24 protein-coding genes and 1 pseudogene are annotated in these 24228 nt (G+C 64.4%); 14 read left to right on the top strand and 11 right to left on the bottom strand.

Features of this window, described 5'->3' with window-relative positions; all coding sequences use genetic code 11:
* The first annotated feature begins 58 nt into the window (after positions 1–58).
* Genes GCT13_RS16875 through GCT13_RS16860 form a run of 4 tightly spaced genes read left to right on the top strand, consistent with a single transcriptional unit; the run spans position 59 to position 4214 of the window.
* Entirely contained in the window at positions 59–976 is a 918-nt protein-coding gene (locus GCT13_RS16875) for an ABC transporter permease subunit (RefSeq protein WP_152760260.1), read from the top strand.
* 1 nt (position 977) lies between these two features.
* Positions 978–1991, top strand: coding sequence for an ABC transporter ATP-binding protein (locus tag GCT13_RS16870; RefSeq protein WP_152760006.1), 1014 nt, complete (start codon positions 978–980; stop codon positions 1989–1991).
* Positions 1988–3022: a peptide ABC transporter ATP-binding protein gene (locus GCT13_RS16865; protein WP_152760004.1), complete on the top strand. Its 1035-nt coding sequence runs from the start codon at positions 1988–1990 to the stop codon at positions 3020–3022. The genes GCT13_RS16870 and GCT13_RS16865 overlap by 4 nt, the downstream gene beginning before the upstream one ends.
* The gene (locus GCT13_RS16860; protein WP_152760002.1) at positions 3015–4214 is read left to right on the top strand and encodes a TraB/GumN family protein; all 1200 of its coding nucleotides are present in this window, start codon (positions 3015–3017) and stop codon (positions 4212–4214) included. Before GCT13_RS16865 ends, GCT13_RS16860 begins: the two co-directional genes overlap by 8 nt.
* Before the next feature lie 96 nt (positions 4215–4310).
* Here GCT13_RS16860 and GCT13_RS16855 read toward each other — a convergent pair whose 3' ends face one another.
* The 5 genes from GCT13_RS16855 to pxpB form a co-directional block, all read right to left on the bottom strand.
* Positions 4311–5267 (bottom strand): DUF979 domain-containing protein, encoded by a 957-nt coding sequence (locus GCT13_RS16855; RefSeq protein WP_152760000.1) that lies wholly within the window; start codon positions 5265–5267, stop codon positions 4311–4313.
* Positions 5264–6052 (bottom strand): DUF969 domain-containing protein, encoded by a 789-nt coding sequence (locus tag GCT13_RS16850; protein ID WP_152759998.1) that lies wholly within the window; start codon positions 6050–6052, stop codon positions 5264–5266. The genes GCT13_RS16855 and GCT13_RS16850 overlap by 4 nt, the downstream gene beginning before the upstream one ends.
* Positions 6053–6327: 275 nt before the next feature.
* Positions 6328–7080 carry a 5-oxoprolinase subunit PxpA gene (gene pxpA, locus GCT13_RS16845; RefSeq protein ID WP_152759996.1) on the bottom strand — a complete coding sequence of 251 codons (753 nt, stop codon included), beginning with the start codon at positions 7078–7080 and terminating at the stop codon, positions 6328–6330.
* 17 nt (positions 7081–7097) lie between these two features.
* The gene (locus GCT13_RS16840; protein ID WP_152759995.1) at positions 7098–8150 is read right to left on the bottom strand and encodes a 5-oxoprolinase subunit C family protein; all 1053 of its coding nucleotides are present in this window, start codon (positions 8148–8150) and stop codon (positions 7098–7100) included.
* The gene (pxpB, locus tag GCT13_RS16835) at positions 8147–8800 is read right to left on the bottom strand and encodes a 5-oxoprolinase subunit PxpB (RefSeq protein WP_152759993.1); all 654 of its coding nucleotides are present in this window, start codon (positions 8798–8800) and stop codon (positions 8147–8149) included. The genes GCT13_RS16840 and pxpB overlap by 4 nt, the downstream gene beginning before the upstream one ends.
* 179 nt (positions 8801–8979) lie before the next feature.
* Between pxpB and GCT13_RS16830 the strand changes: the two genes are divergently transcribed.
* A complete protein-coding gene (locus GCT13_RS16830) occupies positions 8980–9492 on the top strand; it encodes a winged helix DNA-binding protein (protein WP_087736256.1) in 513 nt (170 codons plus the stop codon).
* A gap of 28 nt (positions 9493–9520) precedes the next feature.
* Here GCT13_RS16830 and GCT13_RS16825 read toward each other — a convergent pair whose 3' ends face one another.
* Positions 9521–10129 carry a 5-formyltetrahydrofolate cyclo-ligase gene (locus GCT13_RS16825; protein WP_152759991.1) on the bottom strand — a complete coding sequence of 203 codons (609 nt, stop codon included), beginning with the start codon at positions 10127–10129 and terminating at the stop codon, positions 9521–9523.
* A 20-nt stretch (positions 10130–10149) separates the two neighbouring features.
* Here GCT13_RS16825 and GCT13_RS16820 point away from each other — a divergent pair, with 20 nt between their 5' ends.
* The 4 genes from GCT13_RS16820 (at position 10150) to GCT13_RS16805 (ending at position 15112) form a co-directional block, all read left to right on the top strand.
* Complete coding sequence (locus GCT13_RS16820) at positions 10150–12123, top strand: lytic transglycosylase domain-containing protein (protein ID WP_152759989.1); 1974 nt, start codon at positions 10150–10152, stop codon at positions 12121–12123.
* 89 nt (positions 12124–12212) lie between these two features.
* Complete coding sequence (locus GCT13_RS16815; RefSeq protein ID WP_152759987.1) at positions 12213–13169, top strand: complex I NDUFA9 subunit family protein; 957 nt, start codon at positions 12213–12215, stop codon at positions 13167–13169.
* Positions 13170–13214: 45 nt separating this feature from the next.
* A complete protein-coding gene (locus tag GCT13_RS16810; RefSeq protein ID WP_152759985.1) occupies positions 13215–13862 on the top strand; it encodes a glutathione S-transferase family protein in 648 nt (215 codons plus the stop codon).
* A complete protein-coding gene (locus GCT13_RS16805; protein ID WP_152759983.1) occupies positions 13859–15112 on the top strand; it encodes a multifunctional CCA addition/repair protein in 1254 nt (417 codons plus the stop codon). Before GCT13_RS16810 ends, GCT13_RS16805 begins: the two co-directional genes overlap by 4 nt.
* Before the next feature lie 29 nt (positions 15113–15141).
* Here GCT13_RS16805 and GCT13_RS16800 read toward each other — a convergent pair whose 3' ends face one another.
* Positions 15142–15336, bottom strand: a complete 195-nt coding sequence (locus tag GCT13_RS16800; RefSeq protein WP_090871319.1) for a DUF2905 domain-containing protein — start codon at positions 15334–15336, stop codon at positions 15142–15144.
* 10 nt (positions 15337–15346) lie between these two features.
* The gene (locus GCT13_RS16795) at positions 15347–16537 is read right to left on the bottom strand and encodes a class I SAM-dependent methyltransferase (protein ID WP_152759981.1); all 1191 of its coding nucleotides are present in this window, start codon (positions 16535–16537) and stop codon (positions 15347–15349) included.
* Between the two features lie 13 nt (positions 16538–16550).
* Here GCT13_RS16795 and GCT13_RS16790 point away from each other — a divergent pair, with 13 nt between their 5' ends.
* The 5 genes from GCT13_RS16790 to glmS all read left to right on the top strand — a co-directional run bounded on the left by GCT13_RS16790 (position 16551) and on the right by glmS (position 22226).
* Positions 16551–17366 (top strand): SDR family oxidoreductase, encoded by an 816-nt coding sequence (locus GCT13_RS16790; RefSeq protein WP_152759979.1) that lies wholly within the window; start codon positions 16551–16553, stop codon positions 17364–17366.
* Positions 17367–17456: 90 nt separating this feature from the next.
* The gene (locus tag GCT13_RS16785; protein ID WP_152759977.1) at positions 17457–17852 is read left to right on the top strand and encodes a dihydroneopterin aldolase; all 396 of its coding nucleotides are present in this window, start codon (positions 17457–17459) and stop codon (positions 17850–17852) included.
* A 3-nt stretch (positions 17853–17855) separates the two neighbouring features.
* Positions 17856–18857, top strand: a complete 1002-nt coding sequence (gene ttcA / locus GCT13_RS16780; RefSeq protein WP_152759974.1) for a tRNA 2-thiocytidine(32) synthetase TtcA — start codon at positions 17856–17858, stop codon at positions 18855–18857.
* A 133-nt stretch (positions 18858–18990) separates the two neighbouring features.
* Entirely contained in the window at positions 18991–20352 is a 1362-nt protein-coding gene (glmU, locus tag GCT13_RS16775) for a bifunctional UDP-N-acetylglucosamine diphosphorylase/glucosamine-1-phosphate N-acetyltransferase GlmU (RefSeq protein ID WP_152759973.1), read from the top strand.
* Positions 20353–20408: 56 nt separating this feature from the next.
* The gene (gene glmS / locus GCT13_RS16770; RefSeq protein WP_152759971.1) at positions 20409–22226 is read left to right on the top strand and encodes a glutamine--fructose-6-phosphate transaminase (isomerizing); all 1818 of its coding nucleotides are present in this window, start codon (positions 20409–20411) and stop codon (positions 22224–22226) included.
* A gap of 138 nt (positions 22227–22364) precedes the next feature.
* On the opposite strand, the gene GCT13_RS16765 is transcribed toward glmS, so the two are convergent.
* The 3 genes and pseudogenes from GCT13_RS16765 to GCT13_RS49270 form a co-directional block, all read right to left on the bottom strand.
* A complete protein-coding gene (locus GCT13_RS16765) occupies positions 22365–23177 on the bottom strand; it encodes a class I SAM-dependent methyltransferase (protein ID WP_152759969.1) in 813 nt (270 codons plus the stop codon).
* Positions 23178–23795: 618 nt separating this feature from the next.
* A complete protein-coding gene (locus GCT13_RS16760) occupies positions 23796–23948 on the bottom strand; it encodes an integrase core domain-containing protein (protein ID WP_152759967.1) in 153 nt (50 codons plus the stop codon).
* A 77-nt stretch (positions 23949–24025) separates the two neighbouring features.
* Positions 24026–24228, bottom strand: a pseudogene (locus tag GCT13_RS49270) (hypothetical protein); the annotation flags it as partial.

The raw sequence follows: 24228 nt of genomic DNA, 5'->3' as shown, positions 1-24228 counted from the left end.
GTCCGCTGCCCCCCAAGGGGGCGCATGCCTCCCTTGAGGCGGCTCGGCGGGAGGCATGATGGCCGACATTCAAAACACCGTCCCCCAGGCAGTCACGCCGCCCAGTGGCCGTGCACTCGCCGCCCGTGAATTCTGGACCAACTTTTCGCGCAACCGCGGCGCCGTCAGCGCGGGCATCATCGTGCTGGTGCTGATCTTCGTCGCGGTCTTTGCGCCGTTGATCGCGCCGCACAGCCCGATCGAGCAGTACCGCGATTCCGTGAAGATTCCGCCCGCATGGCTCGACGGCGGCAACTGGAAGTTCATTCTCGGCACCGACGAAGCGGGCCGCGACATCCTTTCGCGTCTGATGTACGGCGCGCGCCTGTCGTTCTGGATCGGCTTCGTGTCGGTGATGCTCGCGCTGATTCCCGGCATCGTGCTCGGCCTGATCGCCGCGTTCTTCGAGAAGTGGGCCGACACGCCGATCATGCGCATCATGGACGTGCTGCTCGCGCTGCCGTCGCTGCTGCTCGCGGTGGCCGTCGTTGCCATCATCGGTCCGGGCCTGACGAACACGATGCTTGCCATTGCAATCGTCGCGTTGCCGGGCTATGTGCGTCTCACGCGCGCATCGGCGCTCGGCGAGCTGCACAAGGAGTATGTGATGGCCTCGCGCGTCGCGGGTGCGGGCACGCTGCGCCTGATGTTCTCGCAGGTGCTGCCGAACTGCACGGCGCCGCTGATCGTGCAGGCCACGCTCGGCTTTTCGTCGGCGATTCTCGATGCCGCCGCGCTCGGCTTCCTCGGCCTCGGCGTGCAGCCGCCGTCGGCGGAGTGGGGCGCGATGCTCGCGTCGGCACGCGATTACATCGACAGCGCATGGTGGATCGTCACCATGCCCGGTCTCGCCATCCTGATCTCGGTGCTCGCGATCAACCTGCTCGGCGACGGGCTGCGCGACGCACTCGATCCGAAACTCAAACGGTTGGCCTGACATGCAAAACGTTACCAGCGGAAATCTGTTGACCATCCGCAATCTCGCGGTCAACTTCAGCGGCATGCCCGCTGTCGATCGAATCAATCTGGACGTGGCGCCCGGCGAAGTGGTGGGCGTCGTCGGCGAATCAGGCTCCGGCAAGAGCGTGACGATGATGGCGCTGATGGGCCTCATCGACGCGCCAGGCAAAGTCACCGCCGACGAAGTCACGTTCAACGGCAAGGACCTGCTGAACGCGTCGCCGACGGCGCGCCGCAAGATCATCGGCAAAGATGTGGCGATGGTGTTCCAGGACGCGCTGACGAGCCTGAACCCGAGCTACACGGTCGGCTATCAGATCAAGGAAGTGCTGAAGCTGCACGAAGGCCTGCATGGCGACGCGCTGCACAAGCGCGCGGTCGAACTGCTCGACCAGGTCGGCATTCCCGACGCGAAGAACCGCATTTCGACGTTCCCGCATCAGATGTCGGGCGGCATGAACCAGCGCGTGATGATCGCGATGGCTGTCGCATGCAACCCGAAGCTGCTGATCGCCGACGAGCCGACCACGGCGCTCGATGTGACGATTCAGGCGCAGATCATGCAACTGCTCGTGCAGTTGCAGAAAGAGCGCGGCATGGCGCTCGTGCTGATTTCGCACGATCTGGCCGTCGTGTCGGAAGTCGCGCAGCGCGTGGCCGTGATGTACGCGGGCGAGATCATCGAAACGAACCGCGTGCCCGATATCTTCAGCGCGCCTCATCATCCGTACACGGAAGCGCTGCTGGCCGCGATTCCCGAGCACAACGTCGGTGCGGTGCGTCTTGCCGCGCTGCCGGGCATGGTGCCGGGACGCGACGATCGCCCGAAGGGTTGCCTGTTCGCGCCGCGCTGCAAGTACGTCGTCGACGACTGCAACAAGGCACGGCCCGCGCTGTCGTCAATGGCGGACCACGACGCCGCAGCCCAGGTTCGCTGCATCAAGCCACTGAACCTGGTTCGCGATGCCATTCAACACGGAGGCGCACGATGAATGCAGTACCCGAAACGCGGCGCCCCGATGATGGAGCCCGCAAGCCCGCCGGCGATCACGTGCTGGTCGCCGACAACCTCGCGCGTCACTATGACGTGAAGCGCGGCATGTTCGGCCACGGCACCGTGAAGGCGCTGAACGGCGTGTCGTTCCAGCTCGAACGCGGCAAGACGCTCGCCGTGGTCGGCGAATCCGGTTGCGGAAAGTCGACGCTCGCGCGTCAGCTGACGATGATCGAATCGCCGACGTCCGGTCGTCTGCTGATCAACGGCGAGGACGTGGCGGACGCGAATCACGAGAAAATCGCGCAACTGCGCCGCCGCGTGCAGATGGTGTTCCAGAACCCGTTCGCATCGCTGAATCCGCGCAAGACGGTCGAGCAGACGCTCAACGAGCCGCTCGCCATCAACACGCAGTTGAACGCGGTCGAACGCGCGGAGCGCATCGCGCACATGATGCGCATCGTCGGCTTGCGGCCCGAGCATGCGAAGCGGTATCCGCATATGTTCTCGGGCGGCCAGCGTCAGCGCGTCGCGATTGCGCGCGCGATGATTCTCGACCCGCAGATCGTCGTCGCCGACGAGCCGGTCTCCGCGCTCGACGTGTCGATCCAGGCGCAGATCCTGAATCTGTTCATGGACCTGCAGGACGAGTTCAAGACCAGCTATGTGTTCATCTCGCACAACCTGTCGGTGGTCGAGCACATCGCGGACGACGTGATGGTGATGTACTTCGGCGGCATCGCTGAACTCGGCGACAAGCAGCGCATCTTCAGCAAGCCGCGGCATCCGTACACGCGGGCGCTGATGTCGGCGACGCCGTCGATCTTCGAAGCCGATCGCCGCATCCAGATCAAGCTGCAAGGCGAAATGCCTTCGCCGCTCAATCCGCCGTCGGGCTGCACGTTCCATCAGCGCTGCCCGTATGCGATCGAGCGTTGCCGCAAGGAAGAGCCGAAGCTGCGCGAAGTGGATGGCCGTCAGGTGTCGTGTCATCGCGCCGAAGAGGTGGGAGACGACACGAATGCATGATGGGGTGGCGGCGCGTCGTCTTGCGCGCCGTCACGCGCGTCGTTCGCATGTCGATCATGCGCGCGGCGCGCGCGCTGTGTCGTTGCGGCGGCGGGCTGCACGCGTCTTCGCGTGCGCGATGCTCGCCGCCGCGCAGCTTTCGTTTCATTGGCTGGATGCCGTCATCGTGCCGGCGCACGCCGCGGGCGCTGCCGCGAACACGGCCGCGCAAGGCGCGCAGGCCAACCAGGCGGGACGACCCGCTGTTCCCGTGCCGGGTTCGCGCAATGCTTCCCAGCCGCGCGCGACGTTGCCCGGCTTCAATCCGCCGCCGTCGACGGCGAGTGGCACGACGGCAAGCGGCCCGGTGCGCGTGCAACCGGCGCGCATGCCTTTCTATGTCGCCACGCGCGGCACGACCACGATCTATCTGCTGGGCACGCTGCATGTCGGCGATCCGAACGACTATCCGTCCGGCCAGCCGTTCCGTCCGCCGATACTCGGCGCGCTCGCCGCATCGCCGACGCTCGCGCTCGAACTGTCGCCCGACGATCTGCTCGTCTCGCAGGACGATGTGTCGAAATACGGCGTGTGCTCGTACCGATGCCTGCCGAAGCTGCTGCCCGAGCCGTTGTGGCACAAGCTCGCGATGCGCCTGCACGGCAATCCCGCCGCACTCGACGAGATCAGGAAGATGCGGCCCTGGCTCGCCGCGCTGCTGGTGGAAACCTACGATTCGCTGAGCGCCGGCCTGCAAACCGAGTACGGCACGGAGGCGCAGTTGCAGAACGTGTATCTGCGGCAGAAGGGGAAGATCGTCGGACTGGAGACGCTTGCCGAGCAGATGCGCGCGTTCACGGGGCTCACGCTCGCGCAGCAGCGCGAAATGCTCGCGCAGGATCTCGTGCAGACGCCGGCTGACAACGTCGCCGATGTGCAGACCTTGCACCGTCTATGGCGCGTCGGCGACGCCGATGCAATCGCCGCCTGGGAAGCGGCGAAGTCTGAGAAGCTCGCGCGCGACAAGCGCATCTCCGCGCAGGTCGACAACAAGATCCTGTTCGATCGCAACCGGCGCTTCGTCAGCCGGATGCTGCTGATCGCCGCGCCGAACAAGCCCGTTTTCGTCGCGATCGGCGCGTTGCATCTGGGCGGTCCGAAGGGCGTGTTGCAGTTGCTGCGGCAGCGCGGCTTTGTCGTCGACGCTTACTGAACCTGACGTTGCGCGTGCATTCAGGCACGCGGCGCAGGCGGTCCGTATTTCATGGAAAAGACCGCCTGCCGTTTCGGTTCAGCCGGAGCGCTACAGCTACAGGAACATCAGGAAGTTCAGCAGGAAAATGTTCACGACGAGCAGCGGTAGCGCCGTCAGTACCTGCACCTTGATCACCGCGTTCTTGTCGGGCAGTTCGAGCAGCGCGGCGGGCACGATGTTGAAGTTCGCGGCCATCGGCGTCATCAGCGTGCCGCAGTAGCCCGAGAACATGCCGATCGCGACCATCACGGCCGGGTTGCCGTGAAATACGTTGACGAGAATCGGCACGCCAACGCCGCCCGTCATCACCGGAAAGGCCGCGAAGCCGTTGCCCATCACCATCGTGAAGAGCGCCATGCCGATGCAGTAGACGGCCACCGCGATCAGCCGGTAGTCGAGGCTGATGTACGCCGTCGTCACGTGCGCGACCGCCTTGCCGACGCCCGCATCCGAGAACACGAGGCCGAGCATGCCGAGCATCTGTGGCAGCACGGCCGCCCACGACAGCGCATCGACGAGACGCCGCGCTTCCTTCATCGACTGGCCGACGGTGTCGCGCGTCATCACGCAGGCAAACGCGAGCGCGATCACGCAGCCGATGCCGAAGCCGATCAGCGTGACATTCTTCTGCTCGATCAGCGGCGTGCTGCCGAACACCAGATGGCTCGCGCCGAGCGTGATGATCACCGTGACGACGGGAATCGTCAGCGCGGGAAAGAAGAGCTTGTTGCCAAGACGCGCAGCGCTCGCCTTGCGCGCGGCCTCCGACAGCACCTTCGGCTTGCCCGCCGTCACGCCGCCGAAGCCGGCGATCAGCGCCATCGCGATCACGAGCGCGCCGACGAGCTCGACCGGCAGCTTGTCGCCAACGAGAAAGATCACCGCATAGATGATCCAGAAGCCGCCCGCCGTGAAGCGGCGCGGATGTTCCTTGTCCGTGACGATCATGCCGCCGATCACCAGCAGCACGATGCCGACCAGCCAGAACAGGTAGTTGATGGTGAGTGTCATGCTTCGTCCCCGGTTGCTGCGCGTGTAGCCGATTGAGTGGTGTGCTTGCCTGCCGCGTTGTTGTCGTTGGTGTTCGGGCTCGCTTGCGATGCCGCGTTGCCGCGCAGTTCGCGCTCGAGCTTGCGGTCGAGCAGATAGAGCCGGAAGCCGTGAATCAGAAACGCGCTGATGGCCGTCGGAATGCCCCACACGGCGACGTGCATCGGCTCGACGGTGATGCCCGCTTCCTTCAGGAACGTGACCATCAGCACGATCGCGCCGAACGCGACGAAGATGTCTTCGCCGAAGAAGAGACCCACGTTGTCCGTTGCCGCCGAGAACGCGCGCAGCTTGTAGCGCACCGCGTCGCTGAGCTTGCCGAAGCGCGTTTCCGTCGCGCCTTCCGCCATCGGCGCGATCAGCGGACGCACCATCTGCGGATGACCGCCGAGACCCGTCAGGCCGACGGCAGCCGTCAGTTCACGCACGAGCAAATAGACGATCAGCAGACGCCCGACCGTCGCGGCCTTGATGCTCGCGATCCACGTCTGCGCGCGTTCGCGCAGCCCATGCCGTTCGAGCAGGCCGATCACCGCGAGCGGCAACAGGATGATGAGCGGGATGTTGCGCGTCTTGATGAAGCCGCTGCCGATCGCAGCGAGAATCTTGTCGGGCGGAAAGTGCCCGGCGATGGCGGTGATGACCGCGGCGGCGGCCACGATCAGCATCGGATTGAAGCGCAATACGAACCCGACGATGATGACGGCGACTCCCATGAGCGGCCACAGGTTGACGGTTGACTGCATCTAGATCTCCAGAGGTGGTCCTGCGTTGGGACACCGCGCGTGGCGGCGAACTCTCGTGACTCCGGGCCGTGTCGGCGCCGATGCCCTCTTTGCCGTGCGGCTCTTCGATGGCCGCTTGGCTGACTGCCTGTCGTTGCTGCGGGTACTTCTCGGGTACTACCGAACTTCTGGTGCTTCAAAAAATCGCCGGCAAGCGTTGCCGTTGCGTTTGGCAAACGCCCCGCGAAGGGCGGGGCGTCGCTTGCTGACTGGTGCGCGCGGCATGCGTGGCGGAATCAGACGCGCGCCGCGCTGGCCGCATGCACGCCGATGCCCGCGGCCTCGAGCGCCGCGCGGATGCGGCGCGCGAACGCGAGCGCATGCGGACCGTCGCCGTGCAGGCAGATCGTCTGCGCGTTGATGGGCACCCACTCGCCGCTGACGGCTTTCACGCGCTGCTCGCGCACCATCGTCAGCGTGCGTTCGAGCACTTCGTCTTCGTCATCGAGCAGCGCGCCCGGCTCCTTGCGCGGCACGAGCGAACCGTCGGCGCGATAGCCGCGATCCGCGAACACTTCTTCGACGGCGACGAGTCCCGCGTTGTGCGCGGCTGTCACGAGCCCGCCGTTCGCAAGCGCGAACACGACGACGGACGGATCGAAGTCGTGCACGGCGGACACGATCGCATCGGCGATCTTCGGGTCGCGCGCGGCCTGGTTGTAGAGCGCGCCATGCGGCTTCACGTGTGCGATGCGCCCGCCTTCGGCCTGCGCAATCGCCGACAGCGCGCCGAGCTGATACAGCACGCCCGCGTAGATTTCGCTGGCTGGCAGGTCCATTTCCTTGCGGCCGAAGTTCTCGGGGTCGTTGAAGCTCGGATGCGCGCCGATTGACACGCCTTTCTGCACCGCCCAGCGCACGCAGTCGCGCATCGCGTTGGGTCCGCCCGCGTGCCAGCCGCACGCGATATTGGCCGAGCTGACGAGATCGAGCAGCGCTTCGTCGGAGCCGCATCCTTCGCCGAGGTCGGCGTTCAAGTCGATTTCCATGATGTCCTCTTGGGGTGTTACACCGCTGCGAGCGCGGCAACGCGCGCGCAGCGTTCTTCATGCATGCCGATTGCGGCATCGATCTGCCGCAAGTACTTGCGTTCTTCGATCAGCGCCTGGCGTGCCTCATAAGGCGTCGCCGGAACGAAGCGCACCGCGCCGTTCAGGCGCACCTGCGCGAGCTTCCACAGATCCGCGTGAATCACGGCGCCGATCTTCGGATAGCCGCCCGTCGTCTGCGCATCGCTCATCAGGATGATCGGCTGGCCGTTCGGCGGCACCTGGATCGTGCCGGGCATCACTGCGTGCGACAGCAGATCGGTCTTCTGCGTGCGCTTCAGTTCGCTGCCCGACAGCCGGTAGCCCATGCGATTGCTGTTCGGCGTGACGAGCCACTCCTCGTTCCAGAAAGCCTTGTGCGCGTCGGCCGTGAAGCTGTCGTACTCGGGGCCTGGCAGCACGCGGATGGGCGGCGCCCACGCGACACCCGACGGATGACGGCCGCGCCGCACGGGCTCGTCGACGAGCACGAACTTGCACCACGCGGGCGCTTTCACGCCGAACTCGGGCGCATCCGGCGAAAAGCCCGAACCGGCGCCCGCGCGCGGCGCGCCGACGGGCAGCCGGTCGCCGTCGCGCAGCGCGCGGCCGCCGAGCCCGCCGAAGCCGGCTTGCAGATCGGTGCTGCGCGAGCCGAGCATCGGCAGCACGTCGATGCCGCCCGCGACGCACACGTAGCCGCGCATCCCGCGCTTCGCTGTGTTCAACGTCAGTTCCTGGCCGGCCTTGACAGGCAGGCTCCACCACGAATAGACGGGCTTGCCGTCGAGCGTCGCGCCGAACTCCGTGCCCGTGATCGCGACGCGCGTCGGGCGCAGAAAACGCAGCACGGTCGGACCTAACGTGATTTCGAGCCCGGCGGCATCGGGCCGGTTGCCGACCAGCCGGTTGCCCACTTCGAGCGCCAGCCGGTCGAGCGCGCCACCCATCGCAACGCCGAGATGCCGGTGGCCGTGGCGGCCGAGATCCTGGATCGTCGTCAGCAAACCCGCGCGTATCACGTCGATCATGGATGCAGTCCTGCGATGGTGAAGCGGACGCGATCGCCCGGTTGGAGAAGGGTCGGCGGATTGCGCGACGGGTCAAAGAGTTTGAGCGACGTGCGGCCGATCAGTTGCCAGCCGCCCGGCGACGTCGCCGGATAGATGCCCGTCTGCGCACCGCCGATGCCGACAGAGCCGGCAGGCACTTCGAGACGCGGTTCGGCGCGACGCGGCGTGTGCAGCGCGTCTTCGAGCCCGCCCATGTACGCGAAGCCGGGCTGGAAGCCGAGAAAGAACACGATGTACTCGCCGCCTGCATGCCGCTCGACGACCTGCTTCACCGAGAGCCCCGTGTGATCGGCGACGGCCTTCAGGTCGGGGCCGTACTCGCCGCCGTACTGCACGGGAATCTCCACGTCGCGGCCGGTGGCGGGCGCGGCGCCTGCCTGCTCCCAGGCGGCCTTGAGCTTCGCGGCCAGATCGTCGGGATCGGCTTCGAGCGGATCGAAGATCACCGTGAGATTGTTCATCCCGGGCACCACTTCGAGCACGTGCGGCCAGTCGCGCGCGGCCTGCGCGGCCGCCCAGACGCGGCGCTGGCAATCGAGCGTGGCAGGCGGCGGCGCCTCGCAGACGAGCGCGGCATCGCCGAACGGAAAGATGCGGGGTTCAGTCATCGAAATCCTGGATTGGGTCGAGAGCAGCAGATTCGTCGGACGATGTTCGCTCTCCTCGCGACGGGTAGCGTACATTCTCAATAAAATATCGACAATTTATCAATAAGCGATCTCCCCAGGCTCGCCCGGATCAGGGCGAAGTCGTACACTCCCACCAACCATCACGCTAAATAATCACCATGGCGCGTCATCCGACCAAAATCGTCTCATCGGAACATCTTGTTTCCGAGTTCAGTGCGGAACTGTCCGAACTGGAATATGGGCTGATCATGGCGAGCAACGCGTTCAACCGCTGGATGGTTCGTTGTATGGCGGCTGCCGGTGACAAGGACATGACGGCCATCGAGGTGTCGCTGCTGCATCACGTGAGCCATCGCGAGCGGCGCAAGAAGATCGCCGACATCTGCTTCGTGTTGAACATCGAGGACACGCACGTCGCGACCTATGCGCTCAAGAAGCTCGTAGCTAGAGGGTATGTAAAAAGCGAAAAGACCGGCAAGGAAGTGTTCTTTTCCGCGACGCAGGCGGGGCGCGATCTGTGCATGAAGTATCGCGAGGTGCGTGAGAACTGCCTGATTGCTACGCTTAAGGAAAGCGGTCTCACCAATGAACAGATCGGCGAGGCCGCGCAACTGATGCGTAACGCGTCGGGCATCTACGACACGGCCGCGCGCGCGGCCGCATCGCTTTGAGACTGTCAATGAAATTGCGGCCGCGTGCTCAGGCGGTCTCTTTCTCTTTCGGATACCACGCGGCATCGGTGACGATTGCGTCGAGCGGAATGTCGTGTTCTTCGTGCTGCAGCGTTTCCGCACGACACGCTTCATACGCAATGCCCACGGTAATGGGCACTTTCCCGGCGGCGCGAAACATCGCGAGTGTGCGGTCGTAGTAACCGCCGCCATAGCCGAGCCGATAACCGTCCGCATCGAAACCGACGCACGGCACGAACAGAAGATCGGGCGTGATCGCTTCGCCCGAGGTCGGTTCATGGATGCGATGTGCGCCGAGTTGCATCCGCATGTCCGGTGTCCACACATGAAACTCGAGCGGCTTTTCGCGACCCGTGATGACGGGCAGACTCGCGCGGCGCGTGGCGTCGGTCGCGAGCCAGATTGCGATCGCTGCGCGTATGTCGAACTCGCCTGATAGCGGCCAGTACAACCCGACGCTCTTCGGCGCAAAGCGCTTCAACGCATCGAGCACGCGGCGGTTCAGCGCATCGTTGATCCCTGCCCCGCGAGCCGCATGCAGACGCGCTTCTAGAAGCGTTGTACGCAGTTCCTTTTTGGATTTTGCGCCGAGGTTGCATGCTATGCTTGAGTTCAATTCGCGCTCCAGAAATAACGATGTCCAAACGCCTCTTCCGAGTATATCGCGCGGCCAGTCTGGCGCTCGCTGCGGCGGCACTCGTCGCGTGCAGCACGGCTTCCGCCGTCAGGCCCATTCAGCTTTCCCCACCCAGCAACGACGACCAGATTTTCATGCAATTGCGCGAGGCCGCGCGCAATAACGATGCTGGCCGCGCCGCGCAACTCGCTGCGATGATTCCGGATTACCCGGCGCCTTCGTATCTCGAGTACTTCCAGTTGAAGCCGCAGCTGTTCGACAACCAGGGCCATCCGCGTGTAGACGCGCCCGATGCCCCCGTACTGTCGTTCCTGCAACGCTATGACGGCCAGGCAATCGCGGATCGCATGCGCAACGACTACCTCGTCGTGCTCGGCGCGCGCCACGACTGGCGCAACTTCGACCAGCAGTACGCGCGCTTCGTTCTCGACGACGACACGCAGGTGAAGTGCTACGCGCTCGAATCGCGCGCGGCGAAAGGCGAGAACATCGCCGATGCGGCGCGCGCGCTGCTCGTCGAGCCGCGCAACTATGGCGACGGCTGTGTCGATCTGATCACCGCGCTCGCGATCAACCAGCAGTTCACCAGCAACGACGTCTGGCAGCAGATCCGTCTCGCGTACGAGCAGAATCAGACGAACACGGGCACCAAGCTCGTCGATGCGCTCGGCAACAACCGTCCCGATCCGACGCTCTTCGATCAGGCGGCGAGCACACCGCCGCTTTTGCTCGCGCGCGGCGTCGGCCCCGATCCGCAGTCGCATCAGCTCGCGTTGCTCGCGATCACGCGCATGGCCCGCAACGATCCGGCGATGGCAGCCGCGACGTTCGGTTCGGTCGCGCCGTCGCTGAACACGCCTGAACGCGCGATCGGCTGGGGCACGATCGCCTATCAGGCGGCCGCGAAGCAGATGCCGGGCGCCGTCGACTGGTATCGCCTGTCGGCGAATGCGCCGCTGTCGAATCCCGCGTACGAATGGCGCACGCGCGTGGCGCTGCTTGCCGGCGACTGGACGATGGTGCGCTGGTCGATCGAACAGATGCCGCCGTCGCTGCGCAGTCAGCCCGCGTGGGTCTACTGGCACGCGCGCGCGCTGAAGCAGGCAGGCGACGTGACGACGGCGAACCAGGAATTCGAGTCGATCGCGCAGGGCTACAACTTCTACGGCCAGCTCGCCGCGGAAGAGCTCGGCCAGAAGATCATCGTGCCGCCGAAGACGAACGTCTCGGATACCGAAGTCGAGCAGGCGGGCAAGACACCGGGCTTCGCGCTTGCTCAGAAGTTCTATTCGCTGAATCTGCGTCTGGAAGGCAACCGCGAATGGAACTGGCCGCTGCGCAACATGAACGACCACCAGCTGATCGCCGCCGCCGAGTACGCGCGCCGTATCGAGCTGTACGACCGCGCGGTGAACACGGCCGATCGCACGAAGAGCGAGCATGATTTCTCGCTGCGCTTTCTGTCGCCGTTCCGCGATATCGTCGAGCGCGACGCGCAGTCGAACGGGCTCGACGTCGAATGGGCATATGGTCTGATCCGTCAGGAGTCGCGCTTCATCATGAACGCGCGCTCGGATGTCGGCGCAAGCGGCTTGATGCAGCTGATGCCGGGCACCGCGCAACTGGTCGCGAAGAAGATCGGCCTCGGTCCGATTTCGCGCGCGCAGATGAACGACATCAACACGAATATCCTGCTCGGCACGAACTATCTGTCGATGATCTACAATGAATTCGACGGATCCGCCGTGCTGGCCACAGCCGGCTACAACGCCGGTCCGGGCCGTCCGCGCAACTGGCGTGCGTCGTTGACCCACGGTGTCGAAGGCGCGATTTTCGCGGAAGCCATTCCGTTCCAGGAGACGCGCGACTACGTGAAGAACGTGCTGTCCAACACGGTCTACTATGCAGCGTTGTTCGAAGGCCGTCCGCAATCGCTGAAGGCGCGTCTGGGTTACATCTCACCCTTGCAATGACGGTGCGCCAGGCCGCCGCCGCGTGACACGCGCACGCAGCGGCGTCCGACTTTCAGCCGTTGCCGCGGCTTCCTTCAGGGAGTCGAAAAATGCGACATCAAACCATCGCGATCATCGGCGGTTCCGGCTTCATCGGCAGTCACCTCGTCAACGCGCTCGTCGAACTCGGCAAGACGGTGCGTCTCGCCACCCGCAGACGCTATAACGCGCGGCATCTCACGCTGCTTCCCATCGATGTGGTCGAAGTCGATGTGTTCGATCCGATCCAGCTTGCGCGCTTCGTCGAGGGCGCGGATGCCGTGATCAATCTCGTTGGCGTACTGCATGGTCATCGCGGCGATCCGTATGGCCCCGAGTTTGCGAAAGCGCACGTCGAGTTGCCGACGAAGATCGTCTCCGCATGCGAAGGCAAGGGCGTGCATCGGCTGATCCATGTCAGCGCGATCGGCGCCGACCCGCGCGGACCGAGCATGTATCTGCGCTCGAAGGGCGACGGCGAGCGCGCGGTTCACGCTTCGTCGATGCTCGCGTCGACGATCTTCCGCCCGTCCGTCGTGTTCGGACCCGAGGACCAGTTCCTCAACAAGTTCGCGTTCCTGCAGCGCGTGTTCCCCGTGATTCCGCTCGCGAAGGCCGAGGCGCGCTTTCAGCCGATCTTTGTCGGCGATGTCGCGAAGGCGATCGTCAACGTGCTGGATCTCGACGCGTCGACGGGGCGTACTTACGAACTCGGCGGGCCGTCTGTCTATACGCTCGAAGCGCTCGTCGACTACTGCGGCTCGGTGATCGGCAAGCATGCGCGCATCATCCGTCTGCCCGACTCGCTTGCGCGGCTGCAGGCACTGTCGTTCGAACTCGCGCCCGGTGAGCCCGTCCTCTCGCGCGACAATCTCGACTCGATGAAAATCGATGCCGTGCTGAGCGCGCCGCTCGCACCCGAGCTCGATATCGAACCGGCCACCATCGAAACGATCGCACCCGTGTATTTGACGGGTTCGTCGTTCCGCTCGCGCTTCAACACGTTCCGCGAGAGCGCGGGCCGTTGAGCCCACAAACCCGTCGGTTCCCTTCAACTTTACTTCTGGCAAAGCATGAAACTCGTTATCGGTGACAAGAACTATTCGTCGTGGTCGATGCGGCCGTGGCTCGTGCTCACGCATTTCGGCATTCCGTTCGAAGAGGTGCGAATTCCACTGGCCGAAGAGCAGACGCAAGCGGCCATCCTCTCGCATTCGCCTTCGGGCAAAGTGCCGTGCCTGATCACCGACGATGGCGTCACCGTGTGGGACTCGCTCGCGATCTGCGAGACGCTGGCCGAGCGCTATCCGCAGCACGCGATGTGGCCGCGCGACGCCGCCGCGCGCGGGCGCGCGCGCAGTGTCAGCGCCGAGATGCATTCGGGCTTCGGCGATTTGCGCTCGAACATGTGGATGAACATCCGCGCGTCGTTCCCCGGTAAGGGCACGACGCCGGGCGCGCTCGCCGACGTTTCGCGCATCGACGCAATCTGGAGCGAGTGTCTCGAAACGTACGGCGGACCGTTCCTGTTCGGCGAGTTCACCATTGCCGATGCGATGTACGCGCCCGTCGTGATGCGCTTCAACACGTGGCAGCCGAAGCTATCGGAGGCCGCTGCCGCTTACGCGCGCCGCGTGACGGAGCAGCCGGCCGTGAAAGCCTGGATCAGCGATGCGTTGCGCGAAGGACATGACATCGCCAAGTACGATATTTGCGCATGAATATCTACGCAGTAGGCGGTGCGATCCGCGACGAGCTGCTCGGCATGCCCGTTCAGGATCGCGATTACGTCGTGGTCAGCGCGACGCCCGAGCAGATGATCGCGAAGGGCTTTCGCCCGGTCGGCAAGGATTTCCCCGTTTTCCTGCATCCCGACACGCATGAGGAATATGCGCTCGCGCGCACCGAGCGCAAGACATCGGCGGGCTATCACGGCTTCCAGTTTTTCTACGCGCCCGACGTGACGCTCGAAGACGATCTCGCGCGGCGCGACCTCACTGTCAACGCGATGGCCCGCGAAGTGACGCCGGACGGCGACCTGACCGGCCCGGTGATCGATCCGTTCGACGGCCAGAACGATCTGAAGAACCGCGTGTTCCGGCATGTCAGCGATGCGTTTCTCGAAGACCCGGTGCGCATTCTGCGCGTCGCGCGTTTCTCGGCGCGCTTTGCCGATTTCACCGTCGCGCAGGAGACGATGGCGCTGATGCGCAAGATGGTCGTGGCGGGCGAAGTCGATGCGCTGGTGCCCGAGCGCGTGTGGCAGGAAGTCTCGCGCGGCCTGATGGAGAAGAAGCCTTCGCGGATGTTCGACGTGCTGCGCGAATCGGGCGCGCTTGCGCGCATTCTGCCGGAGATCGACGCGCTGTACGGCGTGCCGCAACGCGCCGACTATCACCCGGAAGTCGATACGGGCGTGCACGTGATGATGGTCGTCGATCACGCCGCCGCGCAGAACTACGCGCTGACGGTGCGCTTCGCGGCGCTCACGCACGATCTCGGCAAGGCGAGGACGCCCGACGATGTTCTTCCGCGTCACATCGGCCACGAAGGACGCACCGTCGATCTGCTCAAGCCCTTGTGCGAACGTCTGCGCGTGCCGAACGAATGCCGCGATCTCGCGCTACTGGTCGCGCGCGAGCACGGCAACATTCACCGCGTGATGGAGACGAAGTCGGCGGGACTCGTGCGGCTATTCGAGCGCTGCGACGCGCTGCGCAAGCCCGCGCGTTTCGCGGAAGCCTTGCAGGCGTGTGAAGCCGACGCGCGTGGCCGGCTCGGATTCGAGGCGGCGGCCTATCCGCAGGCCGAGCGCTTGCGCGAGGCGCTCGTCGCGGCTCGCTCGGTCGATGCGGGTGCGGTCGCGAGCGCGTATGCGGACGACCCCGCGAAGATCAAGGATGCCGTGCATCGCGAGCGCGTGCGCGCGGTGGCGAAAGCGTTGAACGAAGCGTCGCCGGAAGATGCGTGAGGGAATAGGCGTGAGGGAACACGCGTGAATCAGAGCAGCCGGGCGATCAGCGACAGCAGCATCGACAGTATCAGCGTCGACATGAACGGAAACGGATACTCCTTTCCGAACAGGCGCAGCGTGACGTCGCCCGGCATCCTGCCGATGCCGAGCTTGCGTAGCCACGGCCAGCACGCCGACAGCACGGCCACGGCGACGAACGTGGTGAGCAGCCAGCGGATCATCGTGTTTGCCTCACAGCGTATGCGAACGGTCGCCGCGCGCGAACGCATCGAGTGTGCCGTCGATACCGCGCGAAAACGCGATCACCTTGAAGAGCTCGCCCATTTCGGCTTCCGATAGCAGCTTCTGCACCGCGTTCGCGGCGGGCAGGAAGTTGGGAATGTCGGACGGATCGATCGCGCTCAAGGCTTCCGTGATGCCCGCGTTCATCAGAAATCGCGCCTGCGACGTATAGCCGAGCAGATCCGCGCCCGCATCGACGCCCGCCTCGGCGATACCCGTGAATTCGACGTGCGACGTGATGTCCTGCAAGCCCGGATAGAGAAACGGATCGCCGTGCGCGCGGTGCCGGTAGTGGCACATCAGCGTGCCCTGCGCGCGCTGAGCGTGATAGTACTCGTGACGCGGAAAGCCGTAGTCGATCAGAACCGCCGCGCCGCGCGCGAGCATCGTGCAGACGGTGCGTGTGAACGCGAGGGCGGCTTCGTGCGTTTCCGTCACATAGTCGCCGTCGCCGTCGATTTCCAGATCGCGCAGGAACGCGGCATCGTGCGTCGACTGAACGGGACGGTCTGCGAAGCGCAACGCGCCGTTCTCGAAGGCGACGCCGCGTTCGTGCCATTGCCCGCCGCTGCGCGCGAACAGCCGCACGGGCATTGCGTCGAGCACTTCGTTGCCCACGACCACGCCTTCGAACTGCTCCGGCAACGCGTCGAGCCAGCGCACGCGCGCCGCCATTGCGGGCGCCCGCGCTTCGATCGTCTCCCGCTGGCGCTCGCGCAATTCTCCCGACAGATCGACGATCGAGTAGCTGTCGAACTGCGCGCCATCCGATAACGCATTGAGCAGGCCGGACGCCAGCTTGCCCGTGCCCGCGCCGAATTCCATCACGTGACGCGTGCCGCTCGCTTCGAGCGCCTGCGCGACGGGCCGCGCGAGTGTTTCGGCGAAGAGTGGCGACAGTTCCGGCGCCGTCACGAAGTCGCTGCCGTCCTCGGCGCGGCGGCCGAATTTGATCGCGCCGCCGCTGTAGTAGCCCAGTCCCGGCGCGTACAGCGCGCGCTCCATGTAGCGATCGAACGGCATCCAGCCGCCGTTCGCGTCGATCTCCGCGCGAATCCGCGAAACCAGCGCTTCCGACTGCGCGAGCGCGGTCGGGCCGGGAGCAGGTAAACTATCGGGTTGGTGAGCTTTCGGATTCATCCTTGCATTGTAAATGACCGCCTCGAACGACACTTCCGCCGCCAACGCCCGACGCGAGCGCGTCGTCCTTGTCACGGGCGCCTCGCACCGGATCGGCCGGGGGCTGGCCGTCGGCTTTGCGGCGGCGGGCTGGGACGTGGCGGTGCACTACGGCTCGTCGAAGGCGAAAGCCGACGACGTGGTCGCGGAAATCGCCGCGCTGGGCCGGCGCGCCGTCGCGCTGAGGGCGGATCTGTCCGTCGAGGTGGAAGTCGAGCGGCTGCTGCCCGATTGCATCGCGTCGCTCGGGCGTCCGTCGTGCATCGTGAACAACGCGTCGCTGTTCGACGAGGACACCGCGCTCGACGTCGGCTACGCGAAGTTGCTGCATCTGACGTCGATCAACGTCGGCGCGCCGCTCGTGCTCGCGCGGATGCTGCACGAAGTCACGCCCGAGGCGGCGCGGCACGACGAGGCGCTGCGCAGTGCCGTCATCAACGTGCTCGACCAGAAGCTGTACAACATGAATCCGGATTACCTGTCGTACACGCTGACGAAAGCCGCGCTCGGCACGGCGACCGTCGCGCTTGCGCAGGCGCTGGCGCCGAAGGTGCGCGTCGTCGGCCTCGCGCCCGGCCTCACGCTGCAATCCGGCGATCAGACGCCGGAGAGCTTCTCGGCCGCGCACAAGGTCACGCCGCTCGGCCGTGCGTCGCGCATCGAGGATATCGTCGCGGCCGCGCTGTATCTCGCGGATGCGCGGGGCGTCACGGGTACGACGCTGGTCGTCGACGGCGGTCAGCATCTCGTGCCGCTACCGCGCGATGTGATGTTTTTGACGGGCGCCTGACCTCGAGGTCGCGCCCCACCGGCGCGCCGCAACGCGCGCCCAATTGCAACTGCGTGCGTGCCGCACGCACCCTTTTGTACTGGAACGAACATGTCTGCCGCCTTGCTTCATCCCCGGCTCGCTGATTGCCGCCGGCTCTTTCTGCGCAACTACGAGGTGCACATCAACATCGGCGTGCATGAGTTCGAAAAGCGCGGCGAGCAGCGCGTGGTGATCAATGTCGAACTGTTCGTGCCGCTCGCGCTGTCGACGCCCGTCGAAGACAAGTTGCGCGAAGTCGTCGACTACGACTTCATGCGCGCGACGATTGCACAGCGCGTGAGCCAGGGGCATATCCATCTGCAGGAAACGCTCTGCGATGACCTGGTCAAAGTGCTGCTCGCGCATCCGCAGGTCCGCGCCGTGCGCATTTCGACGGAAAAGCCCGATGTTTATCCCGACTGCGATGCTGTGGGCGTCGAAGTCTTCCAGATCAAAGAGGACTGAGCGATGAACGCTCCCGAAACATTGACGGGCGTCGACGCGAACGCCGCCGGAGCCGAAGCGGCAGCCGCCGAGCGCAAGCACGCGCTCACGCGCCGCGAGCAGAAAGAAGCATACGAGAACAACAAGCTGTTTAAGCGGCTCGCGCGCCAGATCGGCCAGGCGATCGGCGACTACAACATGATCGAGCACGGCGACAAGGTGATGGTGTGCCTGTCGGGCGGCAAGGACAGCTATGCGATGCTCGATATCCTGATGCGTCTGCGCGAGCGCGCACCGATCGACTTCGAGATCGTCGCCGTGAACCTCGATCAGAAGCAGCCGGGTTTTCCGGAACACGTGCTGCCCGAGTACCTGAGCAAGCTGGACATCCCGTTCCATATCGAGAATCAGGACACGTACAGCATCGTCAAGCGCCTCGTGCCCGAGGGCAAGACGACGTGCTCGCTGTGCTCGCGTCTGCGGCGCGGCATCCTGTATCGCGTGGCGGGCGAGCTCGGCGCGACCAAGATCGCGCTAGGGCATCATCGCGACGACATCCTGCAGACGCTGCTGCTGAACCTGTTCTACGGCGGCAAGCTGAAGGGCATGCCGCCCAAGCTGCAATCGGACGACGGCAAGAACGTCGTGATCCGTCCCCTCGCGTATGTGAAGGAAACGGACCTCGAAAAATATGCGGAATTGCGCGAATTCCCGATCATTCCGTGCAATCTGTGCGGCAGCCAGCCGAACCTGAAACGCGCGGAGATGAAGGCGCTGATCCGCGAATGGGAGAAGCGTTTCCCGGGCCGCGTCGACAACATGTTCAATGCGCTGTCGAATGTGGTGCCGTCGCATCTGATGGACCACAAGCTGTTCCCGTTCACGAATCTGCGCGCGACGGGCGAAGCCGATCCGCAAGGCGATATCGCATTCGACGAAGAGCCGTGCTCCACCGATTCCGCTCCGGAAGGCACGCAGCAGAGCGCGTCGCGAACGATCTCTTTCGTGCAATTCGACGATCTTTGACAGATCGCCCGATTCCCCGCAAAGCCTTTCAGCACAGGCATTTGCGGGGATTTGTCGGTCTGCCTGGCAACGTTGCCGTCACGCGCAGCGTGCTAGAATCGCCCACTCCAAACTCGTCATAGATGCCCACGTCATGAATATCGTGATTCTGGCGGCAGGCACTGGCAAGCGCATGCGCTCCGCGTTGCCGAAAGTGCTTCATCCCCTGGCCGGTCGGCCGCTTCTCGCTCATGTCATCGATACCGCCCGCACGCTGAATCCGACGCGTCTCGTCATCGTGATCGGTCATGGCGCGGAACAGGTGCGCACGGCCGTCGCGGCACCCGATGTGCAATTCGCGTTGCAGGAGGAGCAGCTCGGCACCGGGCACGCGGTGCAGCAAGCTTTGCCGCTGCTCGATCCGTCGCAGCCGACGCTCGTGCTGTACGGCGATGTGCCCCTCACGAAAGCGGGCACGCTCAAGCGTCTGACCGATAGCGCGGGCCACGACGGCTACGGCGTGCTCACGGTGACGCTCGACGATCCCACCGGCTACGGCCGCATCGTGCGCGATGCGAACGGCAAGGTCGAGCGCATCGTCGAACAGAAGGACGCGACGCCGGAGCAGCAGAAGATCGCCGAGATCAACACGGGCATCGTCGTGATGCCGACGAAGCGCCTCGACGGCTGGCTGTCGTCGCTGAAGAACGACAACGCGCAGGGCGAGTTCTACCTGACCGATGTGGTCGAGCTGGCGATCGAAGCGGGCATCGATGTCGTCACCGCGCAACCGGACGAGGAGTGGGAAACGCTCGGCGTCAACAGCAAGCAGCAGCTCGCCGAACTGGAGCGCATCCATCAGCGCAACGTCGCGGACGAACTGCTCGTCGCGGGCGTGACGATTGCGGACCCGGCGCGCATCGACGTGCGCGGCTCGCTCGAATGCGGCCGCGATGTGTCGATCGACGTGAATTGCGTATTCGAAGGCGAGGTCACGCTGGCCGACAATGTGTCGATCGGGCCGAACTGCGTGATCCGCAACGCGACCATCGGCGCGGGCACGCGCGTCGATGCCTATACGCACATCGAAGGCGCGCAGATCGGCGCGCAGGTCGTGCTCGGCCCGTACGCGCGTCTGCGTCCGGGCGCGGCGCTCTCGGACGAGACGCATGTCGGCAACTTCGTCGAGGTGAAGAACGCGGTGCTGGGTCACGGGTCGAAGGCGAATCACCTGTCGTATATCGGCGATTCGGATGTCGGCGCGCGCGTGAATATCGGCGCGGGCACGATCACCTGCAACTACGACGGCGCGAACAAGTTCCGCACGATCATCGAAGACGACGTCTTCGTCGGCTCGGATACGCAGCTCGTGGCGCCCGTGCGCGTCGGCCGCGGCGTGACGATCGCGGCGGGCACGACGGTATGGAAGGACGTCGAAGAAGGTCTTCTCGTGCTCAACGAGAAGACCCAGGTGGGCAAGAAGGGTTACGTGCGCCCGACGAAAAAGAAAAGCTGAAGGGAGCCGCGCGCGAGGTGCGCAGCGGACCCTAACTCTGCAAAGGATCATGGATTATGTGCGGCATTGTCGGCGCGGTAGCGCAGCGAAACATCGTTTCTGTTCTGATCGAAGGATTGCGCCGCCTCGAATATCGCGGCTATGACTCATGCGGCGTCGCGGTGCTCGCGGGCGGCGAGCCGAAGCGCGCACGCAGCGTGGCGCGCGTCGCGGATCTCGACGAGCAGGTGCGCGAGACGCGCCTCGAAGGCGTGACGGGTATCGCGCACACGCGCTGGGCGACGCACGGCGCGCCCGTCACCGACAACGCGCACCCGATCTTCTCGCGCAACGAACTCGCGATCGTCCACAACGGCATCATCGAGAATTATGAGACGCTGCGCGAAATGCTGCGTGGCAAGGGCTACGCGTTCATCTCGCAGACCGATACGGAAGTGATCGCGCATCTGATCCACAGCCTGTATCAAGGCGATCTGTTCGCGGCCGTGCGCGAAGCGACGGGGCACCTGCACGGCGCTTACGCGATCGCCGTGCTGCACAAGAACCAGCCGCATACGGTGGTGGGCGCGCGCCAGGGTTCGCCGCTCGTGGTCGGTCTCGGTGAAGGCGAGAACTTCCTCGCGTCGGACGCGCTTGCGCTGGCGGGCAGCACCGATCGCTTCATGTTCCTCGAAGAGGGCGACGTCTGCGAACTGACGCTCGAAAAGGTCCGCGTGTTCGATCGCGACGGCAAGCCGGCCGAGCGCGACGTGCGCCAGGTGGCGGCATACGGCGGCGCGGTCGAGCTGGGCCCGTATCGTCATTTCATGCAGAAGGAAATCTTCGAGCAGCCGCGCGCGATCTCGGACACGATCCCGCAATCCGACGTATTCGATGCATCGCTGTTCGGCGAAGCTGCCCCGAAGGCGTTTGCGGAAATCGACAGCCTGCTGATTCTCGCGTGCGGCACGAGCTACTACTCGGGCCTGACCGCGAAGTACTGGCTCGAATCGATCGCGAAGATTCCGACGCAGGTCGAGATCGCGAGCGAATACCGTTACCGCGATTCGGTGCCGAATCCGAAATCGCTCGTCGTCGTGATTTCGCAATCGGGCGAAACGGCCGATACGATTGCGGCGCTCAAGCACGCGCAATCGCTGGGGCATACGCACACGCTGTCGGTGTGCAACGTCGCCACGAGCGCGATGGTGCGCATGACGGAGCTGTCATTCCTCACGCATGCGGGCCGCGAGATCGGCGTCGCGTCGACGAAGGCTTTCACGACGCAGCTGGTCGCGCTGTTCGTGCTCGCCGCGACGCTCGGCAAGATGCGTGGCCACATCGGCGCGAAGCAGGAAGCGGACTACATCCGCCAGCTGCGCCATTTGCCCGCGGCGCTCAACAGCGTGCTGGCGCTGGAGCCGCAGATCATCGCGTGGTCGGAAGAGTTCTCGCGCAAGGAGAACGCGCTGTTCCTCGGCCGTGGCTTGCACTATCCGATCGCACTGGAAGGCGCGCTGAAGCTCAAGGAAATCTCGTACATCCACGCCGAGGCCTACCCAGCGGGCGAGCTGAAGCACGGGCCGCTGGCGCTCGTCACGGAGGCGATGCCCGTCGTGACCGTCGCGCCGAATGACGCGCTGCTCGAAAAGCTCAAGTCGAACATTCAGGAAGTGCGCGCGCGTGGCGGTCAGCTGTACGTGTTCGCCGATGCCGATACGAAGATCGTCAACGACGAAGGACTGCACGTGATCCGCATGCCGGAGCACTACGGCTTGCTGTCGCCGATTCTGCACGTCGTGCCGCTGCAGTTGCTCGCGTATCACACGGCGTGCTCGCGCGGGACGGACGTGGACAAGCCGCGCAATCTCGCGAAATCCGTCACGGTGGAGTGAGGCTGTTCGCTCTGCGGTGAAGCTGTTGTTGTTGTGTTGCAAGCGTTCCCGATACGCCGCCATGTCGAGGTCGTATCCGGGAACGCCTCGAATTCAAGCTCCCCCTTCCTCCATTGCCTGACGTTCGCGCGCGAACGCTCAAGGCTTCGCCGCGCTGGCCAGCACGCACGGCATCGGTATCCGAACTTCGCCGGTGCTTTCATATCGCGCAGCCCCTTCGGTGATCGTCTTCTCGATCAAGTCCAGCGCCTCTGGCGTCTGCGCGTTCAGGATCGCGGAGATGCGCACGCCGCCTCGCCTCACCATGTCGAATAGCGCGCCCGGCGCTCGCGCGTGCAAGGTCAGACCGATTTCCTGGACATGCGGATCGAGAAAACCCGCCTCAACGAGCACACGCTTGCATTCGTCCCAGTCGCTGAACCGGAAGAACGGCGGGCCTGGCGGCAACTGGACATCCATCCGGCCATGTGCCTCGATCGCCTTCAGCACGATCGAGAAACCGGCCGCCTTGTCGGGCGTCGCCCAATTCGTGAAGCCAACCTTGCCTCCGGGCCGCAGCACCCTGAACGCCTCCAGAAGCGCCTTCTCGGGATTCGAGAAGTGCATCATCCCGAAGTTGATACCGACAGCATCGACACACTCGTCGGGAAACGGCAGGTCTTCCGCACTGCCGATGCGGAACGTCAGCGCGGGATAGATGCGCCGTGCCTGGTCGACCATCGATTCGGCAAAGTCGACGCCGACGGCATCGGCGCCGCGCCGCGCGGCCGCCGCGGCGAGATAGCCGGGGCCCGATGCGACGTCGAGGAAGCGGACGCCGCGGCGGACGTCCAGCGCGTCGAGCAATGGGCCGTGGGACTGAATGGTCAAGTTGCCGAAATACGTGTGATAAGGCTGTGCGGCCCGTTCCCAGCCTCGATGTTCGAAGGCGCCGAATTCGCTTTCTTCCATGTCGGTTTCTCCAGACGCTTTACGGCGTTCAAGACGATAGCGAGCGATGCCCGTCGTGGCAACGGCTTCATCCCGTCGCCGCAATTTCGCGCGATGAATTCCGTTATAGGCCCCTGGCGCGAGAGTGCAACGATCAATCGACGACGGTCTGAATTCACGTTGGCCCGACATCCGGATGTCCACACGATGCTCTGGACAACATGGGGATATCGCGGAGGCGATTGCTGTGGGCGGATTCTGGGTAAACACGCGACGCGTTCGAAACCGCCAAAAGTTATCCACGGCTACCGCCACGGGTCCCACGCTTATGCGCAGGGGTATTCGTTTCGCAATCGATTGAACGCAATGCGGATTTGATGCTTGTCCACAGAAAACGGCGATGCTTGTTAACTGCTACTACGTATACATATCGATGAGTTAAAAGCGTTGAGTAATGCATGCGTACCGGGTGAATGTGCAGCAGACGATGGAATTTGCCTGTTCCCTGGACAACACTGGATTGATGAGTCCGTCGTGTGTGAACAGCAGTGCCGCAGTGTCGGTTTTGGCAAGGGCAGAGAGGTGGCTCCGCTTGTTCGGACAGGGTCCCGAGATTTTTAAGTGGAATTGTTGAGGCAATCAAGCTGCCGATTTTATCGCTGGCAGCGTGGCGAAGTATGCTTCATCCGGCGTCTGATCGGCCAGCCTCGAATGAGGCCGATTCTGGTTATACCAGTTCAGGTAATTGCCGATTGAGCGACGCGCGTGGCCTAYCGAGTCGTACGCTTTCAAATAGTTGAGTAGCCCAGCGGAATCGCACCGTCAGGCCCTCCCAGAACTGTACGTGAGCCTCTCGACTCATACAGCTCCTATCGTCCAGCCGTGGCTCCGAGCGTCCAATGCGCGAACAGGGTCGGGCGTTGCGTTTTAAGACGCCGCAACCAATCCCATGCCCGCAGCTTGTGCGTGCGGAGTTTCTTGTATTTGCGCTGAGCCCAACGAACAATGAACGAATCCAGTGTACGCAAGGCCCCGCGAAGCGCAGAAGGCCGGAACCGCCCGTAGTAGCGAA

It is taken from the genome of Paraburkholderia franconis, from assembly GCF_009362735.1.
Taxonomy (GTDB): Bacteria; Pseudomonadota; Gammaproteobacteria; order Burkholderiales; family Burkholderiaceae; genus Paraburkholderia; species Paraburkholderia franconis.
The sequence above is the reverse complement of the archived record's forward strand: the minus strand, read 5'-3'. Positions and strand labels throughout refer to the sequence as shown.

Coding starts and splice junctions, on each gene's coding strand:
- GCT13_RS16875 (WP_152760260.1), top strand. CDS start 59: ATGGCCGACATTCAAAACACCGTCCCCCAGGCAGTCACGCCGCCCAGT.
- GCT13_RS16870 (WP_152760006.1), top strand. CDS start 978: ATGCAAAACGTTACCAGCGGAAATCTGTTGACCATCCGCAATCTCGCG.
- GCT13_RS16865 (WP_152760004.1), top strand. CDS start 1,988: ATGAATGCAGTACCCGAAACGCGGCGCCCCGATGATGGAGCCCGCAAG.
- GCT13_RS16860 (WP_152760002.1), top strand. CDS start 3,015: ATGCATGATGGGGTGGCGGCGCGTCGTCTTGCGCGCCGTCACGCGCGT.
- GCT13_RS16855 (WP_152760000.1), bottom strand. CDS start 5,267: ATGACACTCACCATCAACTACCTGTTCTGGCTGGTCGGCATCGTGCTG.
- GCT13_RS16850 (WP_152759998.1), bottom strand. CDS start 6,052: ATGCAGTCAACCGTCAACCTGTGGCCGCTCATGGGAGTCGCCGTCATC.
- pxpA (WP_152759996.1), bottom strand. CDS start 7,080: ATGGAAATCGACTTGAACGCCGACCTCGGCGAAGGATGCGGCTCCGAC.
- GCT13_RS16840 (WP_152759995.1), bottom strand. CDS start 8,150: ATGATCGACGTGATACGCGCGGGTTTGCTGACGACGATCCAGGATCTC.
- pxpB (WP_152759993.1), bottom strand. CDS start 8,800: ATGACTGAACCCCGCATCTTTCCGTTCGGCGATGCCGCGCTCGTCTGC.
- GCT13_RS16830 (WP_087736256.1), top strand. CDS start 8,980: ATGGCGCGTCATCCGACCAAAATCGTCTCATCGGAACATCTTGTTTCC.
- GCT13_RS16820 (WP_152759989.1), top strand. CDS start 10,150: ATGTCCAAACGCCTCTTCCGAGTATATCGCGCGGCCAGTCTGGCGCTC.
- GCT13_RS16815 (WP_152759987.1), top strand. CDS start 12,213: ATGCGACATCAAACCATCGCGATCATCGGCGGTTCCGGCTTCATCGGC.
- GCT13_RS16810 (WP_152759985.1), top strand. CDS start 13,215: ATGAAACTCGTTATCGGTGACAAGAACTATTCGTCGTGGTCGATGCGG.
- GCT13_RS16805 (WP_152759983.1), top strand. CDS start 13,859: ATGAATATCTACGCAGTAGGCGGTGCGATCCGCGACGAGCTGCTCGGC.
- GCT13_RS16800 (WP_090871319.1), bottom strand. CDS start 15,336: ATGATCCGCTGGCTGCTCACCACGTTCGTCGCCGTGGCCGTGCTGTCG.
- GCT13_RS16795 (WP_152759981.1), bottom strand. CDS start 16,537: ATGAATCCGAAAGCTCACCAACCCGATAGTTTACCTGCTCCCGGCCCG.
- GCT13_RS16790 (WP_152759979.1), top strand. CDS start 16,551: ATGACCGCCTCGAACGACACTTCCGCCGCCAACGCCCGACGCGAGCGC.
- GCT13_RS16785 (WP_152759977.1), top strand. CDS start 17,457: ATGTCTGCCGCCTTGCTTCATCCCCGGCTCGCTGATTGCCGCCGGCTC.
- ttcA (WP_152759974.1), top strand. CDS start 17,856: ATGAACGCTCCCGAAACATTGACGGGCGTCGACGCGAACGCCGCCGGA.
- glmU (WP_152759973.1), top strand. CDS start 18,991: ATGAATATCGTGATTCTGGCGGCAGGCACTGGCAAGCGCATGCGCTCC.
- glmS (WP_152759971.1), top strand. CDS start 20,409: ATGTGCGGCATTGTCGGCGCGGTAGCGCAGCGAAACATCGTTTCTGTT.
- GCT13_RS16765 (WP_152759969.1), bottom strand. CDS start 23,177: ATGGAAGAAAGCGAATTCGGCGCCTTCGAACATCGAGGCTGGGAACGG.